The organism is Desertivirga arenae, assembly GCF_017355785.1.
GTDB classification, from domain to species: Bacteria; Bacteroidota; Bacteroidia; order Sphingobacteriales; family Sphingobacteriaceae; genus Desertivirga; species Desertivirga arenae.
The window spans coordinates 964,065-981,063 of the sequence record NZ_JAFEWE010000001.1 but is presented as its reverse complement, the minus strand read 5'-3'; the positions used below and the strand labels follow the sequence as shown (position 1 = coordinate 981,063).

Annotated in this window: 9 protein-coding genes; 6 read left to right on the top strand and 3 right to left on the bottom strand. The window is 41.9% G+C overall.

The window, feature by feature from the left end; genetic code table 11:
• Positions 1 to 8: 8 nt before the first annotated feature.
• From J4N24_RS03860 to J4N24_RS03850, 3 genes are all read right to left on the bottom strand, one after another.
• The gene (locus J4N24_RS03860) at positions 9 to 1,226 is read right to left on the bottom strand and encodes a DUF5009 domain-containing protein (RefSeq protein WP_207532301.1); all 1,218 of its coding nucleotides are present in this window, start codon (positions 1,224 to 1,226) and stop codon (positions 9 to 11) included.
• Positions 1,227 to 1,336: 110 nt separating this feature from the next.
• Positions 1,337 to 3,217: a RagB/SusD family nutrient uptake outer membrane protein gene (locus J4N24_RS03855; RefSeq protein ID WP_242691489.1), complete on the bottom strand. Its 1,881-nt coding sequence runs from the start codon at positions 3,215 to 3,217 to the stop codon at positions 1,337 to 1,339.
• An 11-nt stretch (positions 3,218 to 3,228) separates the two neighbouring features.
• Positions 3,229 to 6,297 carry a SusC/RagA family TonB-linked outer membrane protein gene (locus J4N24_RS03850; protein ID WP_207532300.1) on the bottom strand — a complete coding sequence of 1,023 codons (3,069 nt, stop codon included), beginning with the start codon at positions 6,295 to 6,297 and terminating at the stop codon, positions 3,229 to 3,231.
• A 602-nt stretch (positions 6,298 to 6,899) separates the two neighbouring features.
• Here J4N24_RS03850 and J4N24_RS03845 point away from each other — a divergent pair.
• The 6 genes from J4N24_RS03845 (at position 6,900) to J4N24_RS03820 (ending at position 16,900) form a co-directional block, all read left to right on the top strand.
• Positions 6,900 to 9,608 carry a glycoside hydrolase family 2 TIM barrel-domain containing protein gene (locus J4N24_RS03845; RefSeq protein ID WP_242691488.1) on the top strand — a complete coding sequence of 903 codons (2,709 nt, stop codon included), beginning with the start codon at positions 6,900 to 6,902 and terminating at the stop codon, positions 9,606 to 9,608.
• A 29-nt stretch (positions 9,609 to 9,637) separates the two neighbouring features.
• Positions 9,638 to 12,100: a glycoside hydrolase family 2 TIM barrel-domain containing protein gene (locus J4N24_RS03840; RefSeq protein ID WP_207532299.1), complete on the top strand. Its 2,463-nt coding sequence runs from the start codon at positions 9,638 to 9,640 to the stop codon at positions 12,098 to 12,100.
• A gap of 53 nt (positions 12,101 to 12,153) precedes the next feature.
• Positions 12,154 to 13,320 carry a glycoside hydrolase family 88 protein gene (locus J4N24_RS03835; RefSeq protein WP_207532298.1) on the top strand — a complete coding sequence of 389 codons (1,167 nt, stop codon included), beginning with the start codon at positions 12,154 to 12,156 and terminating at the stop codon, positions 13,318 to 13,320.
• A gap of 8 nt (positions 13,321 to 13,328) precedes the next feature.
• Positions 13,329 to 14,486, top strand: a complete 1,158-nt coding sequence (locus J4N24_RS03830) for an alginate lyase family protein (RefSeq protein ID WP_207532297.1) — start codon at positions 13,329 to 13,331, stop codon at positions 14,484 to 14,486.
• A gap of 109 nt (positions 14,487 to 14,595) precedes the next feature.
• Complete coding sequence (locus J4N24_RS03825; protein WP_207532296.1) at positions 14,596 to 15,024, top strand: HIT family protein; 429 nt, start codon at positions 14,596 to 14,598, stop codon at positions 15,022 to 15,024.
• Positions 15,025 to 15,283: 259 nt separating this feature from the next.
• Complete coding sequence (locus J4N24_RS03820; protein WP_207532295.1) at positions 15,284 to 16,900, top strand: glycoside hydrolase family 28 protein; 1,617 nt, start codon at positions 15,284 to 15,286, stop codon at positions 16,898 to 16,900.
• Positions 16,901 to 16,999: the final 99 nt, after the last annotated feature.

The following is a 16,999-nucleotide window of genomic DNA, read 5'->3' as shown; positions in this document are numbered from 1 at the left end:
TAGTTGAATTAAACTTTTAGGATTAGCTCTTTTTTCTCGATGTACCCCACAAATAGAATAATAAGAAAAGAAACCCCGAGAGATCTTAAAATTCCCAACAAACCAGAGTTTAGAAATCCAGGGTACCAGAAATGGAGAAGCTCAAACCCGGAATATAAAAAATAGGGGATAAGATAACAGGTAAGTGTACTTGTTCCTGCCGGTTTAATAAGATTGAACCAGTTGGCTTTATTTTTTCGGTCAATAAGGATAATAAAAGAATAAAAAGTAAGACCACTTATTCCTGCACAAATAAAAACCCAGGCTGGTGTAGAGTTTATTTTAGAAATACCGCCTGTTATGGGGGAAAGAAGCATTCCCAGGGCTATCAATAAAAGGGCGGCAAGCGGAAGATAAATTACAATATTAGACCGCTGTGTAGCATAAAGGGTTACGGTGCACGTACCAAACAACATCAGAGCTATGCTTGAAGCATCGTTTACAATGGGAATACTGAAAGGAACAAGATTCAAATGTGTAAGTAGATTTATAGTACAGAAAGCCAAGAGTAGAAATGCCTGAGCAATCACGTATTTTCTGGAAACTAAAAATAGGAAGGAAGTAACAAGATACGCCCAACCGATTATACCTAAGATCCCCCACCAGGATGGTTGCATTCCCCCTAATTGCCCCTTATTTTCTCCCTTGTAAACGTAAGCCATACCCAGGAGAAGAAGAACGCCCACTAATCTCAATATGAAAATTTTTCCTTTTGTAAAGCCTTTGGGGTACTGCAACCAGATCAGGAAGAAGGCTGATGTTACCAGAAAGATCCACGTTGCTTTGGGTAATCCTGAAGCGTCGTTGTAGGTTTCTGCATTCACATGAAAGAATCCCATAATAATTAATGCCAAAGATCGCCCAAGGATATAGAGAGCTATCGAAAGTGAAGTTTTTCCTTGTTTAATTTTCCCATTAATGGCTAGTGGAATGGAGAGACCCGCTATAAATAAAAATGCCGGAAAAATTGTGTCAGCGAAGCCGAGTCTGCTTTCAGTTACTTCAGCATGCCCTATCCATTTAGGGAGGTTAGAAACGCTGCTCAGATCATTCACTAAGATCATCAGAAGCATAACGACAGCTCTAAGAACATCGATCGATGGTATTCTGAGGCTCGCGTGGGGCCGCAATTCAAGGTGACCTTCAGAATAGGCAGATCTATTGGTTTTTGAAAGAGTCTGAGTCATAAATTATTTAGTTAAAAAACACGGGGCCCTTTAGACCCCGCGTGTAACCAATTTATATAATTCCGGATGATGAGAAGGATTGATGAATCCCGCCGGAGAAGTGAGGCAAATTATTCTGTGATTTTGTCCAAAGGAGCAACGTTGTTCTCGTAGCCTGAGTAACCTTTGTTTTGGTTGATCCGACCGTTGGTGTTGAACCGTTGAGCATCTGCTGGAATTGGCCATAATACATGGTAAGGTGCTATCCTGTATTTAACACCTTGCACCGTAGGTACTTCATTCTTATAAAAATCATTTTTCTCTATAATCCTATCGTAGAAGAAGTTGTTGTCTGAGAAAGCCGCCAATGTATAGGTCTTACCGTTATATGCTGGCTTTCCTGTTGCGGCAAAAATGTAAGCGATCCGGGTTAGCTCAGTTTTCCGTGGCTCTTCCCAATACAGCTCGCGGGCTCTCTCGTCAAGGATTGTTCCTATTGTTACCTTTGACGCATCTGTTAGTAATTGAGCCTGAGCTCTGCCTCTTACTGCATTAATATCCGCCATTGCAAGTCCCAGATCATTTTTCCAATAGTATGCTTCAGCTCTTAGTAGCAATGTTTCAGCTACGCGGAAAACATACCAGTCTGTATTTGTACCTCTTGGTGGAGTCCAATAAGGATCGTTCGCGTATTGGTTGGTTGAATTGATGAACACTTTGTAGTGAGGCCAGCCAAACCAGTGGCGAATAGTATCGAATCCTCCGTTAGTAAACCTTTGATTTAAGTTAGAGCTCGAGTATTCCTGGAGCGGCTTCCCATAGATAGCTTTGTCTGCCGCATCCGTAGAGGTTTTTAAGGCGGGATTGTTATATACAAGGTCTGTCATGTCCATCCACATCCCTTTAGCATGACGCAGGTCTGTGTTGTCGGTCCAAATGTATTTAGTGCTGTATGGTGTTCCCCGGTACCGGCCAATTCCTCTACCGTACATCCTTGTTAGTGGAAACTCTGCTGTTACAGCATCCACAATCCCTTGTTTTCCTGTAGGCGTTTTTAGATTTGCAAAATGCCAGGCAGGAACACAGTTCCTCATCACCTGACTTCCGAATGGAGTAAACCCTGAAGCAAGATTATCGCGGTCAATAACAAGAAACAAAGCTTCTCTATTAGTTGCTAAAGCTTTATTGTCCATCCTGTGCAGGTCCCAAACAACATTCTTCGTTACATCTCCTGCTGTACTGCCGAAGCGCTGGGTCATTAAGCCATAGGGAGATCCGCTTATTACACTCGTTGCAGATGCAATAGCATCATCAAATTTTCCTAATGCGAGGTTAATTTTGGTTAAAAGGTGATTTACAGCTCCTTTGGTAACCTCTCCTTTGTTAACATTATCCGGAACCCAGGTTTTCGCCAGGTCCAGATCCTCTTTCATCTTTTGTAAGATCACCTCTCTCTTTGTGGTGTAAAAATCTTTTTTAGGTTCAGACAGATCCTTTAGGAGTAAAGGAACGTCTCCGAACTGATGAACCAGGCGATAGTAAAAATAGGCCCTATAGAAATAGGCAGATCCCAAAATTGCATTTTTTTCTGCCTCGGAAGCGTATTTCGGACGGTCAATGTTTGTAATTATGGTGTTGGCGTAGCGCACTCCCCTAAACCCTTCGTCCCAATAATATCCAATTTTATTATAGTCGTTGTTATTCAGTTCCGCATCAGGAGTGATCCTGGTTATAAGGTCCTGCGCTGGTGTGCTTTTGTCTGTTGTTCCTTCAACCGCAACATCCGAGAATATTGATTCCGTTAACATTGGCGCCGAGTCTCCAAAGTATTCTCCGCGAATTTGTAACCCACACTGATTTAACATTGCTTTCATCGCCGTTGCAGTACCTAATGAGGTTTCTGGCGCATAGCTGGACAACTGATCAGCGTCCAGATAACTTTTCTTGCAACCGCCGGCAGCTACTAATGCTGCCGCCATAAAAAATATACTAAGTTGTTTTCGAGTATTCATCTTGATAAAAATTATAAGGTTACATTGAGGCCAAGGGTATAATAACGTGGAGTTGGACCATTATTCTGAGGATCCCAGTAGTCCCATGTTGGAGCATAAAGAGCTGCATTGTTCACATTAAGATAGAGCTTAGCGCTTTTTAATCTAACCTGATTCACGAATTTGTTAGGCACAGAGTAGGCAACTGCAACTGTATTAAGGCGGATAAAAGAGTTATCACGATAAACGCCAAAGCTTGTTCCACTTAATCCGGAATTTAAACGAGCGAAGTCATTACGCGGATTTTCAGGAGTCCAGTAAGGAAGGATGTAAGAAGAAGAACGGCCGAATCCCACACTTCCTGGTTGATTTTTCGCTTGGTCAAAACGTTTCTTCTGCCCCCAGTTGGATAAAAGCTGGAATGAGAAGTCGAAGTTTTTAAGGATATTAAACTCGTTTCTCATTGACCAGGTGAACCTCGGACTTGTATAGCCCAGGAATTGTTTGTCGACGTCATTATAAACGTAATTCCCGTCCACATCCAGAAGTTTGAAGTCTCCTGCCTTTATTCCCTTATTGAATTTATTCGCCTCGGCTAATTCACTTTCCTGCCATACCCCTAGAATCTTGTAGTCCCAGATAACATCAATATCCTTTCCGATGAACCAGCCATTACCTGGATCGTCAGTTGGACTTGCAAGCATTTTTATCTGGTTGCGGTTGAAGAAGAGATTGAAGTTGGTATTCCAGTTAAAATTGTCTTTGCGAATGTTTTTTGTGTTTAAACTGAATTCGAAACCTCGGTTAGAAACTTTGGCAATATTTGAAAATACGTTATTGTATCCTGAAACTCTAACTACCGACTCTCGAATCAAAAGGTCAGATGTCTGTTTATCGTACACCTCTATAGTTCCGCCTATTCTGTCTCTAAGGATAGAGAAGTCCAATCCAGCGTTGAATGAAGCGGTCTGTTCCCACTGCAGGTTAGGATTTGGCATTCTTGGGTTTAAAGCAGCTGTATTTGCTTCAACCGCTGTTCCGCTCGGCGTCACTAACTGGTATTTTCCAGTATTTAATATGGCAAGTGCAGCATAAGGGTCAACAGTTCCATTATCAGGATTCCTTAAATCACGATTCCCGTTGATACCATATGAAACGCGTAGCTTTCCATAATTCAACCAGGGAAGGGATTTCATAAAGGATTCTTCCGTAAATGTCCATGCTAGAGCAGCTGCGGGAAATACAGCTCTTTTAGATTTTACCCCGAATACAGAGTACCCGTCCCTTCTTACGGATAATGTTAAATTATAGCGTTGCATCAAGCTATAGTTTAATCTACCCATTAGTGCATCGCCGGTATAAACCTTATCTTCTGAGTTTACGGCAGGTTTAACTCCGCTTGACACATTGTGGTAGGAAAGAAAGTCGCCCGGTACAAACCCTTCATTATATGCTGAGGTCCACCAGGTCTGATATTTTTCAGCATTTGCCAAAAGCGTTACATCAACATTATGAATTTTCGCGAAGGTTTTATTCCATTTAAGGAGATTATCCACTTGCCAGTTGTACCTTGTTTCCTGTGCACGTGTAACTGAACCTCCGGGAGTGGTTACATTAGGATTCAATGACGACGCGTGATTAAAAGTCCGGAACATATCAATGCCCGGACTAAAGTTGAGCTGATAAGAAATGCCAAAAGGCAGGGCTACTTTTGTATAAAGACTTCCAAATAGCGTATTCTGTCTGTCAAACCGGTCATTGTAAGTCATATCAAGAAATGGATTTCTTGCATTTAAACCGTTGTCGTCCGTTGGAATACGACGCAATGTTCCATCGGCATTATACATATCTCCATAGGGCGACAAATTGGTTAGCTGATTCCAATCAGCTTCAATAGCCCCCTCATTCCGGTCTGCATATTGCAGGTTGAGTCCAAGGGTAAGAAATTTGGCTGCCTTTGCCTCCAAATTAACACGGGTACGAAAAGTACTGAACTGTCCGCCCTGAATCAGGTTCTCATTTTTAAGATAGCCAAGAGACATATAGTAGTTTACCTCATCTTTTCTACCGGCAATGCTAACTGTATGGTCTTGTCTCTGGCCTGTTCTGAAAATCTCATCATACCAATTAGTAGTCTTTCCAGAGAGATAATTAGCTTGCTCATTCGCAACCAAGCCGAGGCGGTCAAGCCAAATCTTGGTAAGGTCTCCTGTTACACCATTGCGCCATTGTGCTTCCGTTACACCCTCTGGTAAATTATTAGGGTTATTGTAGAGATACGCAGCACTTGTCGCACCACTTCTGGCAACATCGGCCCGCCAGTCTAGAAATCCCTGGCCGTTGTAAACTTCCTGGTCTCTGGCAAGCTTTGCTAAACCGATGTTAGTATTAACTGTAATTGTCGGCGTACTGCTTTTCCCTTTTTTTGTTGTAATAGCCACAACTCCTGTTGCTGCTTTCGCTCCAAATACAGCGAGTGAACTGGCATCCTTAAGAACATCTACGGTCTCAATGTCATTAGGGTTTATATCAGACAACTGCCCGTTATAAATAACTCCATCCAATACAATCAGGGGAGATGTGCCAGCACTTAAAGTAGTTTTTCCCCGAACAAGAAGATCTCCTCCACCTTTCGCGCTCGTACTTAAACCTACGTTAAGACCGGGAATATTACCTCTAAGTATATCAGAAACACTCTGAGGGTTCTCATTTTCAAGCTGTGTAGCCTTTACACTTGATACTGCTCCGGTTACGTCCTTCTTTGTTGCAGTTCCATACCCAATAACAACGACTTCTTGTAATTGAGTATTGTCTGTACGAAGGGTGACGTTTACTGTGGAACGGTTATTTACAGGTACCTCCTGTAAGGAGAACCCTATACTGCTGAAAACCAAGGTGGCTGTTTGAGGAACGGAAATAGAATACTTTCCATTTGCGTCTGTGGCTGTGCCTCTGGTAGTTCCTTTTTCTTTTACAGATACCCCAGGTTGGGTTTCCCCTTTACTGTCTTTCACAACTCCTGTTACGGTAATGTTTTGTGCTCTCGCTCCTGTGATGATGACAAGTAAAAACGCAATTAATAGCGTAATTTTCTTTCTCATAATAATTGGTTAATAAAAAAATGAATAAACATTCGTTAACGAGGGCTAAGGTAAATGCAATAATTGAATTATAAAATACATAAATATCTGTAAATCAAACACTTAAAATGTATTTGATGCGCTTGCTTAACAATTTTATAATCTTGTAATTGTCTGATAAACAGACTGCTCTTTTCCTTAAGGCAGATCTAGGTGATACGCATAAAAAGCAATGAAAAAAAATAAAATAATTTTTAGCCATCTATTCGGATGCCGTTATGACGACTTCTATGTACATCACAGCCAACTGAGGTTCTTATTTTTTTTAATTGTGTGTAAAACGTATCGGAAAATAAATTGATCCCTGGCCGAATCCTATTTTAGGGCATCTCTATCAGCCGGATAACGATTTATATTCAGGCGATTTAAGCGTATTGTTTTTGTTTTAATCTTTTGATTTTCAATATTTTAAGTGATTTTTCTCTTGTTTGGTATAGATATTCTACACTAACTTTACAAAACCAGTTATAGACAATAGCCATGGTAATGGATTAGGCAAGTGCTCAAAGTACCGTATGGCAACATCGTAATTAGGATGGTTTGTAAGATGAATAAAAAGGGAAATGAACTTAGAGCGTGTTTTAAATCAATTTGAATTTAGAGGAATAATGTCAAGGGCCAGGTATGTTCAAATCCTGGTATTTATCATCACGATTAGTGTTGTTGGTCCAGCCTTCGCGCAACAGGGAAGGTTGGTGCTGAACCTCAGTCAAGGATGGTATTTTACCAAGGATAGGGTAGTGGTAGATAAAGTTGATCCTGAGACCAAATGGGAGAGGATAAATCTTCCGCATAGTTGGAATACTGAAGATGTAGTTGATGATACCCCGGATTACTACAGGGCAGCTTGTTGGTATAAGAAGGAACTTACAATAGACAAGTCACTGAAAGGGAAGAAAATTTTCCTTCAATTTGAAGGAGCTAATCAGGTTAGCCATGTATATATAAATGGTAAACAAGCGGCCACTCATACCGGTGGGTATACCGCGTTCATTGTTCCTGCAGACAATTTTCTAAATTTCCAAGAGGGAGCTTCCAATACGCTTCTTGTGAAGGTAGATAATAGTCATAACGATAATATTCCACCACTTTCAGCGGATTTTACTTTTTTCGGCGGGATATACCGTAATGTTAACCTCATCATCAATAACCAGGTACACTTTCAGCATTCTAAAGGAACAAGCAGTGTTTTCGTTTCAACTCCTTCTGTGTCTGAAAAGAAGGCATATGTACTTGTAAAAGGTGTTATTGAAAACCAGTCTTCCAAAGTTCAGAAGTTCATTTATAAAAATATAATTCTGGATGCTTCGGGAAAAGTTATTAAAGAAAGTGCAACATCGCTTTCTTTAAGATCCGGGGAACACAAAGATGTTAAGCAAGCCTTAGATAATATTCTAAGTCCTTCTTTATGGAGTCCGGAAAATCCTTATTTGTACCGGGTGGTATCTCAAATAAAGGATGCTAAATCAGGTGATATTTTGGACCAGGTGGTAAATCCTTTAGGAGTTAGGTGGTTTAGGTTCGACGGCGCTACAGGCTTCCATCTAAATGGAAAACCCTATAAACTTATCGGGGCAAGCCGGCATCAGGATTTCAAGGGTATGGCCAACGCTATCCCTGAAAACTTTAACTATAGGGATGTAAAGCTATTAAAAGATATGGGCGGCAATTTTTTGCGTGTAGCTCATTACCCTCAGGATCAAGCTGTGCTTAATGCTTGTGACATGTTGGGTATCCTTACCTCGGTAGAAATTCCGGTAGTCAATGCAATTACTGAGACAGAAGAATTTTCTCAGAACTGCAGAAATATGCAAGTGGAGATGATCAGGCAAAATTATAACCACCCTTCCGTAGTTCTTTGGGGCTATATGAATGAAATTATGCTTCGGCCTAAATTTATAGGTCAGGCAGAACGTCAAAAGACCTATTTCAATAATATTACCAGATTGGCGCAATCGCTTGATAGTCTTACAAGGGCAGAAGATCCTTCCCGGTATACCATGATTGCTCATCACGGCGACTTTAACCGCTATAAGCAAGCAGGCCTTATTGATATTCCTCAAGTGGTAGGATGGAATCTGTATCAGGGATGGTATTCGGGATCACCAGCCAATTTTGGAGAATTTTTAGATCGTTATCACAAAGAGTTCCCCGAAAAGCCAACCATGATCACCGAATATGGAGCAGATGCTGATCCCCGGATCCGGGCTTCAAACCCTGAACGCTTTGATAAGAGTATCCAGTATTCATTGAATTTTCATGATATTTACCTCAAAGCGATGATGGAAAGGCCCTTTGTTGCTGCCGGTATGATATGGAACCTGGCCGACTTCAACTCTGAAACAAGAGAGGAAACTATGCCGCATATTAATAATAAAGGTTTACTTACCCTGGACCGTGTGCCTAAAGATTTATATCGCTTTTATCAGTCGCAACTCCTGAAGACACCTTATCTAAGTATTTCAGATTGGAGAAAGAGAAGCGGGGAACAAGATTCGGCATCAGTAACCAGTACTCAGGAACTAGATGTTTTTTCAAATTCCTCTGAAGTGGAACTCTTTCATTCAGGGAGATCATTAGGTCATAAAAAGCCACTTAATGGACGCTTCACCTGGCTTGTTCCTTTTACAGACGGACAAAACCAAATTGAGGCGAGGACCTTGATTAATGGTAAGGAATACCGTGACGTTGCGGTAATAGACTACGATGTGCAATCTCCCGATAAGATCAATCACCTGAACCTGCTTTTAGGGGCAAAACGCTCTTTTGAGGACGATAAAGGGCAGGTATGGATACCCTCTAATCAGTATAAGGCGGGCTCATGGGGCTATATAGGTGGCAAACCTTTTAAACTTGGAAATGCCCGTCAAAGTTACGGTACTGATCGTGATATTAAAGAAACTCCTAATGACCCTGTTTATCAAACTCAGGTTACCGGGATACAAAAATATAAGCTGGATCTGGCAGACGGAGAGTATTCACTCACCCTTCATTTTGCAGAACTTACTACCTCAGAAGCTAAGGAAGCTCTTGCTTATAATCTGGATAACTCGGTTCAAAAAAATAAGGCAGAGAACCGGGTTTTTAATATTTCTGTCAATAAGATTCCTGTTTTCCAAAACTTCGACATCTCCAAACGTTATGGGCCGCTAAGAGCAGGTTATGAAAGCTTAAAAGTAGTAGCTGAACATGGCAAAGGAATAGAGATCTCTTTCAATGCTATTGTAGGACAACCTGTTTTAAATGCCCTGCAGGTAACTAGAATTAATTAAACAAGCAAAAAACAGCACCAGAATCAATCGTGAGAAGATTTTATATTTTACTTTTTAGCCTTGTAGTTACCTCCCTCTATAGCTATAGCCAGCAAACCAAACGGATAAATAGTGGCTGGCAGTACCTTCGACAGGATCTGGGAAGCGTATGGGAAGCAGTCAGACCAGTAGCAAAGGGAAGTTCAGAGAGTGTTCCCCTATGGACAGATGTTACTTTGCCACATTGCTTTAATGCACAGGATGGAGTGGATCCGGAACTTAACTATTATCAGGGCCCGGGTTGGTATAAGACCAGTCTCCGCGTGGATAATCCTTATCATCAAGGCCGTACGTTACTACATTTTGAAGGAGCCGGGCAGAAGACCTCGGTATACGTTTATACTACTAAAGTTGCAGAGCACACAGGTGGATATGACGAATGGACTACTGATATTACGGAAGCAGTAGAAGCATTCAAAAGAACTGAGGCTTTTACGAAGCAGTTTAAAGGAATGGTACCTGTTTCCATTCGTTGTGATAACTCCCGGGATGCTGAAATGATCCCTTCCAGCCTGAGTGACTTTAATATCTATGGGGGAATTTACCGGTATCTCAATCTTGTTTATGTGCCGGCTTTAAGTTTCGACAAATTATTTGCAGAAGCAGTGCTAAGTAATGATCTAAATACTGGGACAATTCAGGTAAGGGGCCGATTCTACAATCCTCATCATCTGGTTAAGGGGAACCTTGTTCTTAAGCTCAAGGATCCGAAAGGTAAAGAGATCGGTACTATAAAAAGTCCTTTAACGTCTTTGAATGGAGATTTAACGTTAGGCACATTAAAGATTAAGAATCCTGATAAATGGCAACCTGACAAGCCACTCCTATATTCAATAGAAGCTTCGGTGATCAGTCCGGAAGGAAGTTTTAAGCAGGTGGAGAAGGTTGGTTTTCGCAAATTTGAGTTTCAGGATAAGGGACCATTTATTCTGAATGGAAAAAGATTACTTCTCAGGGGAACTCACCGCCATGAAGATCATGCAGGCGTAGCTGCAGCGATGACTGAAGATCAAATTAGGAATGAAATGCTGCTGATCAAGCAGATGGGAGCAAATTTCATTCGCCTGGGGCATTATCAACAGTCTCGCATAGTACTCAACCTATGTGATAGTCTTGGGATACTGGTATGGGAAGAAATACCCTGGTGCCGTGGAGGTTTAGGCGGAGAGGTTTATCAAACACAGGCAAAAAGGATGCTTACCAATATGATCGAGCAGCATTACAACCATCCTTCCGTTATCATCTGGGGATTGGGGAATGAGAACGATTGGCCAGGGGACTTTCCTGCATTCGATCAGCAGCAGATCCGTACTTTTATGAAAGAGCTGAACAATCTGTCTCATCGTCTTGATCCAACACGAAAAACTGCCATACGTCGATGTGATTTTTGCAAAGATATTGTTGATGTTTATTCTCCTTCAATTTGGGCAGGCTGGTATCGTGGAATCTACACCGAATACAAAAAGGTGTCAGAGGAGGAGAACCAGAGGGTAAAACATTTTTTTCATGCAGAGTGGGGAGGCGACAGCCATGCCCGCCGTCATTCGGAAAACCCCGACAATGCCTTGATTCAGGTGAAGGAAGGTGACGGTGCAGACGAACGGGCCGGAGATGCTTCCCTTTTTGGAGGTTCAGCCCGTGTTTCTAAAGACGGCGACTGGAGCGAATCGTATATATGTAATTTGATGGATTGGCATCTTAAGGAGCAGGAGACCATGCCATGGTTAATCGGCTCTGCTTTTTGGACCTTTAAGGATTTCTCAACCCCTGTTCGACCAGATAATCCTGTTCCATACGTAAATCAGAAAGGTGTGGTGGAAAGAGATCTTACAAAAAAAGAAGCCTATTATGTCTTTCAATCCTATTGGACCACCGAGCCCATGGTGCATATCTATGGCCACAGCTGGCCGGTAAGGTGGGGCGGTGCAGGCCAATCTAAAATGGTTAAGGTATACTCCAATTGTGAGAAAGCCGAGCTTTTTCTGAACGATAAAAGCTATGGCATTAAAACCAGAAACAGTCAGGATTTCCCTGCTGCCGGATTACGATGGAACCTACCACTGCAGGCCGGTAAAAATACGATCAGGGTGGCGGCAACAAAGGGAAGGACCGTAGTTTCGGATACGATCAGCTTCAATTATGAAACAAGGAAGTGGACAGCACCAGCAAAACTCGAAGTTCAAAAAATAGATGAAAGGGACGGAACTATCACCGTGGAGGTAAAACTGTTTGATGCTGCGGGGGTACAATGCCTGGACGCAGCGAATGTTGTAAAGTTCGGACTTGCAGGGGATGGTAAGCTGATCGATAATCAAGGAACCTCAACGGGGGCAAGGGTTGTACAGCTATACAATGGCCGCGCTATTATTAAGGTAAATACGGGTAAGGGAAACAGTATTGTAAGTGCATCGATAGATGGCATCGGAACAGCTTTCTTAAAACTTGGAGATTAAACGCCAGCTGCGTAAAAAAAAATATCAGAACACATACTCAAACGAAAACCAATATGAAACGTACACTGCTTTTAACTGCGCTTATCGCTGGCTTAAATACGCTTTATGCCCAGAAGGTAAATGTGAAGAAAGAATTTGATTTCGCCCAAAGTCAGACCAGCTATATGCTTCGGGAAATACCTAAAGCCGAAGCTAAACCGGGACAGGTATCCCCCCGCACTTTCGAAGACGCAAAATTAAAACTTGTAGTGTCAAAGGATTGGACAAGCGGGTTCTTTCCCGGAATTCTATGGTACCTGTATGACTATACCAAAAGCCCGAAATGGCTTGATGAAGCTAAAAGATTTACTGCAAATATAGAGAAAGAGCAGTTCAATAAAGGTACCCATGATCTGGGTTTTATGATCTACTGCAGCGTTGGCAACGCTTACCGTTTAACAAAAGATGAGAGATATAAGCCGATAATTATTCAGGCAGCAAAATCCCTTTCCTCTCGTTTTAACCCTCAAACGGGGGTTATCCGCTCCTGGGATCACCATCAGGATATCTGGCAGTACCCTGTTATAATTGACAATATGATGAACCTTGAATTGTTATTTGATGCAACTAAGTTTTCAGGAGATTCTTCTTTTTATAAGATAGCTGTTACACATGCTAATACAACGATGAAGAACCACTTTCGACCGGACTATAGCTCGTATCATGTAATAGATTACAATCCACAAACCGGCGGGGTGAATAAAAAAATGACTCATCAGGGATATGCTGATGAATCAGCCTGGGCAAGGGGACAAGCTTGGGGCCTTTACGGATATACGCTCTGCTACCGGGAAACTAAGGATAAAAGGTATCTTGAACAGGCTAAACATATTGCTTCATTTATCCTGAATAATCCTTCAATGCCTAAAGATCTCGTTCCTTATTGGGACTACAATGATCCTGAAATACCTAATACCAGTCGCGATGCCAGTGCTGCAGCAATTACAGCTTCTGCCTTATATGAACTGTCGGGCTATGCAAATGATAAAACATACAGGGCAAAGGCTAATGCTATTCTTTCCTCTTTAAGCAAAAACTACCATTCTCCTAAAAATCAGAATGGAGGCTTTATTCTGATACACAGTACCGGGCACCGTCCGGCAAAAAGCGAAATTGATGTTCCTTTGACCTACGCAGATTATTACTATCTGGAGGCCTTATTAAGGAGCAAGAAGAAGTAAGGTTAAGCATGAGAGTCCTAAGGATCATTATCTTACAGTTATTTATCGTAGCTCAGTGTTTTGCCAGCTTTCAAGGAAAAGCCATTAAAGTGTTACGGAGGCAAATTTTGGAAGAAGCGGCCTGGGCGTTGCAGCAACAACCTGTAACTGTTACTGCGGCTTCATCTCCAAGAAGTGCCGGAGGCAAACACGATTTTTATTCAGAGGGCGACTATTGGTGGCCAGACCCTAAAAATCCATCCGGTCCTTATATTCAAAAGGACGGCCTCACTAATCCTGAAAACTTTGTTGCGCATCGTCAGGCCATGATTCGCTTCAGTCGCATTATAGGAGCATTAGCATCAGCCTACAAAATAACGGGGGACGAAAAATATGTGCGTCACGCGTTGATGCATCTGAAAGCCTGGTTTGTAGATGAGGGTACTTTAATGAACCCCAATCTCCTTTATGCACAGGCAATTAAAGGACGGTTTACCGGTCGGGGTATAGGCATTATCGATACGATCCATCTTATTGAAGTGGTAAAGGGGATCATGGTAATGGAACTGGCAAAGGCGATGGAAAAGAATACTGTTGCTAAAATTAAGAATTGGTTCGGTCTATACATTACCTGGTTAACAACTCATCCTTACGGAAAGGACGAAATGAATGCTACGAACAATCATGGGACCTGTTGGGTAATGCAGGTTGCTGCTTTTGCAAGGTTCACTGATAACAAAAGCATCCTCTCTATTTGTAGAGATCGATACAAGAACACCTTACTACCAGGGCAAATGGCCCTGGATGGCAGTTTCCCTTTAGAGCTTAAGCGCACCAAGCCTTATGGCTACTCCATATTCAATCTTGATGCAATGGTTGTGACCTGTATGATCCTTTCAGATAAGACCGAGAACCTGTTCAATTACAAGTTAAGCGATGGTCGAAGCATAAAGAAAGGTATTGAGTTCCTGTATCCCTACGTTAAGAATAAGAAGCACTGGCCCTTTGCCTGGGATGTGATGTATTGGGAGAATTGGCCTGTTGCCCAACCTTTCCTGATACTTGGAGCAAAGGCCTATAAGCAAAAAGCCTGGTTCAATACCTGGAAAGACCTGGACCATAACCCACAGGTCGAGGAGGTATTAAGAAACCTTCCGGTACGTCATCCTATACTCTGGCTAAATTAAAGCGATTGATATTAATGCCGGTTAATTCCAGAAATTTGATAATAGACATATTCAGTATAAATTAAAACTCAGATATTGCCGCAATAACCAATAAATATTCAAATTTAGTATGTCGACAAATACCGAGTGCATGTATTGCGCAAAAGATCAGCGTCTTTCTGATCTGATGATAGAAGTTGCTGAATTAGATGCTTCGATCCTGTATCTTTTTAAAGAGCAGACCTATAAAGGCCGCTGTGTAGTAGCTTACAAAAAGGAACATAAGAACGAGATCTTTGAATTGAGCGAGGAAGAAATGATATTGTTCACCAAAGATGTTGCAAGAGTAGCAAAGGCTGTAAAAACGGCTTTTAGCCCGGGAAAGATCAACTATGGGGCTTATGGTGATAAAATGCCTCATATTCACTTTCACATCGTACCTAAATATGAGAATGCACCGAAGTGGGGAAGTACCTTCGACATGCAGCCTGATGAAAAAGTATATCTTTCAGAGAGCGAGTATACCGAAGTGATTAACAAGATCAAGGAAAATTTGTAACAGTTCGTTTTCGATCGAAAGAATACCCTCATGTTAAGCAGCCTCATCCCTTGAGGCTGCTTTTTAATTTTATAGACCGTCATTTCTTCTTGTATTCCTTTGTAACTGCTTTGTGATACATATCTCATCTTATTTCTCTTTAATAAGCTGTAGGTTTGCCCGGCGTATTCAGCAGCATTTTTGATTTGGCCTTGATCCAGGGCTTTCTGAATAACAGGCTTTTGAACCATTTTTTAACAGAATAAAATTTTCTTATACAATGCTCAATAAACATAGGGTTAAGCTCTCTGCCGTCAGGCAAGCTTTTGTTTTCATCCTTTCTGCTGCAACCTTTATTTCTTGTTCATCCACAAGAAGCAATATGCCTCAGAAATCCACTTCTGAAATTCCATCAGTTGAACAGGTGGGAGCTCTGAACCTCCCGGAGAATATTGAACCCATAAAGGCTCCCTTTAACATGCCTCAGCTGAAGAGACCAATGTTTCCAGCCCTGTCTTTAAGGATCACCGAAAGAGGAGCAAAGCAAGGAGCAAAAGTAACCAAAGAGATACAGGCAAGCATTGATGAGGTAAATAGCCGGGGCGGTGGAACCGTTACTATTCCTGAAGGAAAATGGAACACCGGAAGGATTAGTTTAAAAAGCAATGTTAATCTGCATTTTGAGGATGGTGCTGAACTCTATTTTAGTGGTGAAGTAGAGGATTACCGTCCAGCGGTTTTTACCAGGAATGAAGGTGTTGAAGTGATGTCGCTTGGCGCTTGTATTTATGCCAATAACCAGGAAAACATAGCTATTACAGGCAAGGGCCGTTTAATAGGGCCAGCCAAAGGGGGATCTGTACGTAAGCAGATCATGAAGAGTGATGTGATCGAAAAGTTTATCGATGCTGCTACCCCCGTGTCTGAGAGAGTGTTCGAAGGTTACAATGGGGCTGAGATCCTTCCTCCGATGTTTATATCTCCAACGAATTGTAAAAACGTGCTGATTGAGGGTATTTCTCTCGAGAATACTGCTTTTTGGAATATTGTTCCGGTGTACTGTGATGGAGTTATTATCCGCGGAATTACGGTTAATTCAGTTGGTGTTCCCCGGGGAGATGGGATAGATATTGAATCTTCTAAAAACGTATTAATTGAATACAGCACACTGAGCTGTGGTGATGATTGCTTTACGATTAAAGCAGGCAGGGGAGAAGACGGGATCCGAGTGAACAAGCCTTCCGAAAATATTGTCGTACGTTATTGTTTGGCCAGGGAGGGACACGGCGGGATAACGGTAGGTAGTGAGACTGCTGGCATGATCCGCGACCTATACATGCACGATTGTGTTTTTGATAATACAGGGATTGGTATTCGCTTCAAAACCCGCCGACCACGCGGAGGTGGGGGCGAAAACCTTTACTACGAAAGATTAAGGATGAACTTAACAGGTGCAGCATTCAGATGGGATATGCTTGGTGGCACGTTATACGTTGGTGAGCTGGCTAACCGGCTTCCAGTCAGAACAGTAAACTCACTTACACCAGTCTTCAGAAATATTGTTGCACGGGATATTCTGATAGAAAAATCTACTCAATTTGTTTCTGTTACCAGTATCCCTGAAAGTCCTTTAAAAAACGTGCTTATTGAAAATGTAACTGTTAAGGCGGATGACTTGTTTAAGGCGGCCGATGTAGATGGATTTACGGTAAGGAATGCTACTATAGCAACAAAAAATCCCGTTATATCCCTTCTTGATACAAAAAATATACTTTTCGATAATGTCAGATTCGATGGGTTAGGAAAAGAACTGGAGGTTAAGATGACCGGAATTACCGAAGATGATGTAAAGTTTAAAAATTGTACACCTGCAAAACCTAAAGGCTGGAAGGAATAAAATCTCCATCATACAACTCACATAGTTAGTCCCGGATCGAATCCGGGGCTTCAGACAGATCTGCAACATCCTGGTGACAAACTCTAAAAATGGATCAGT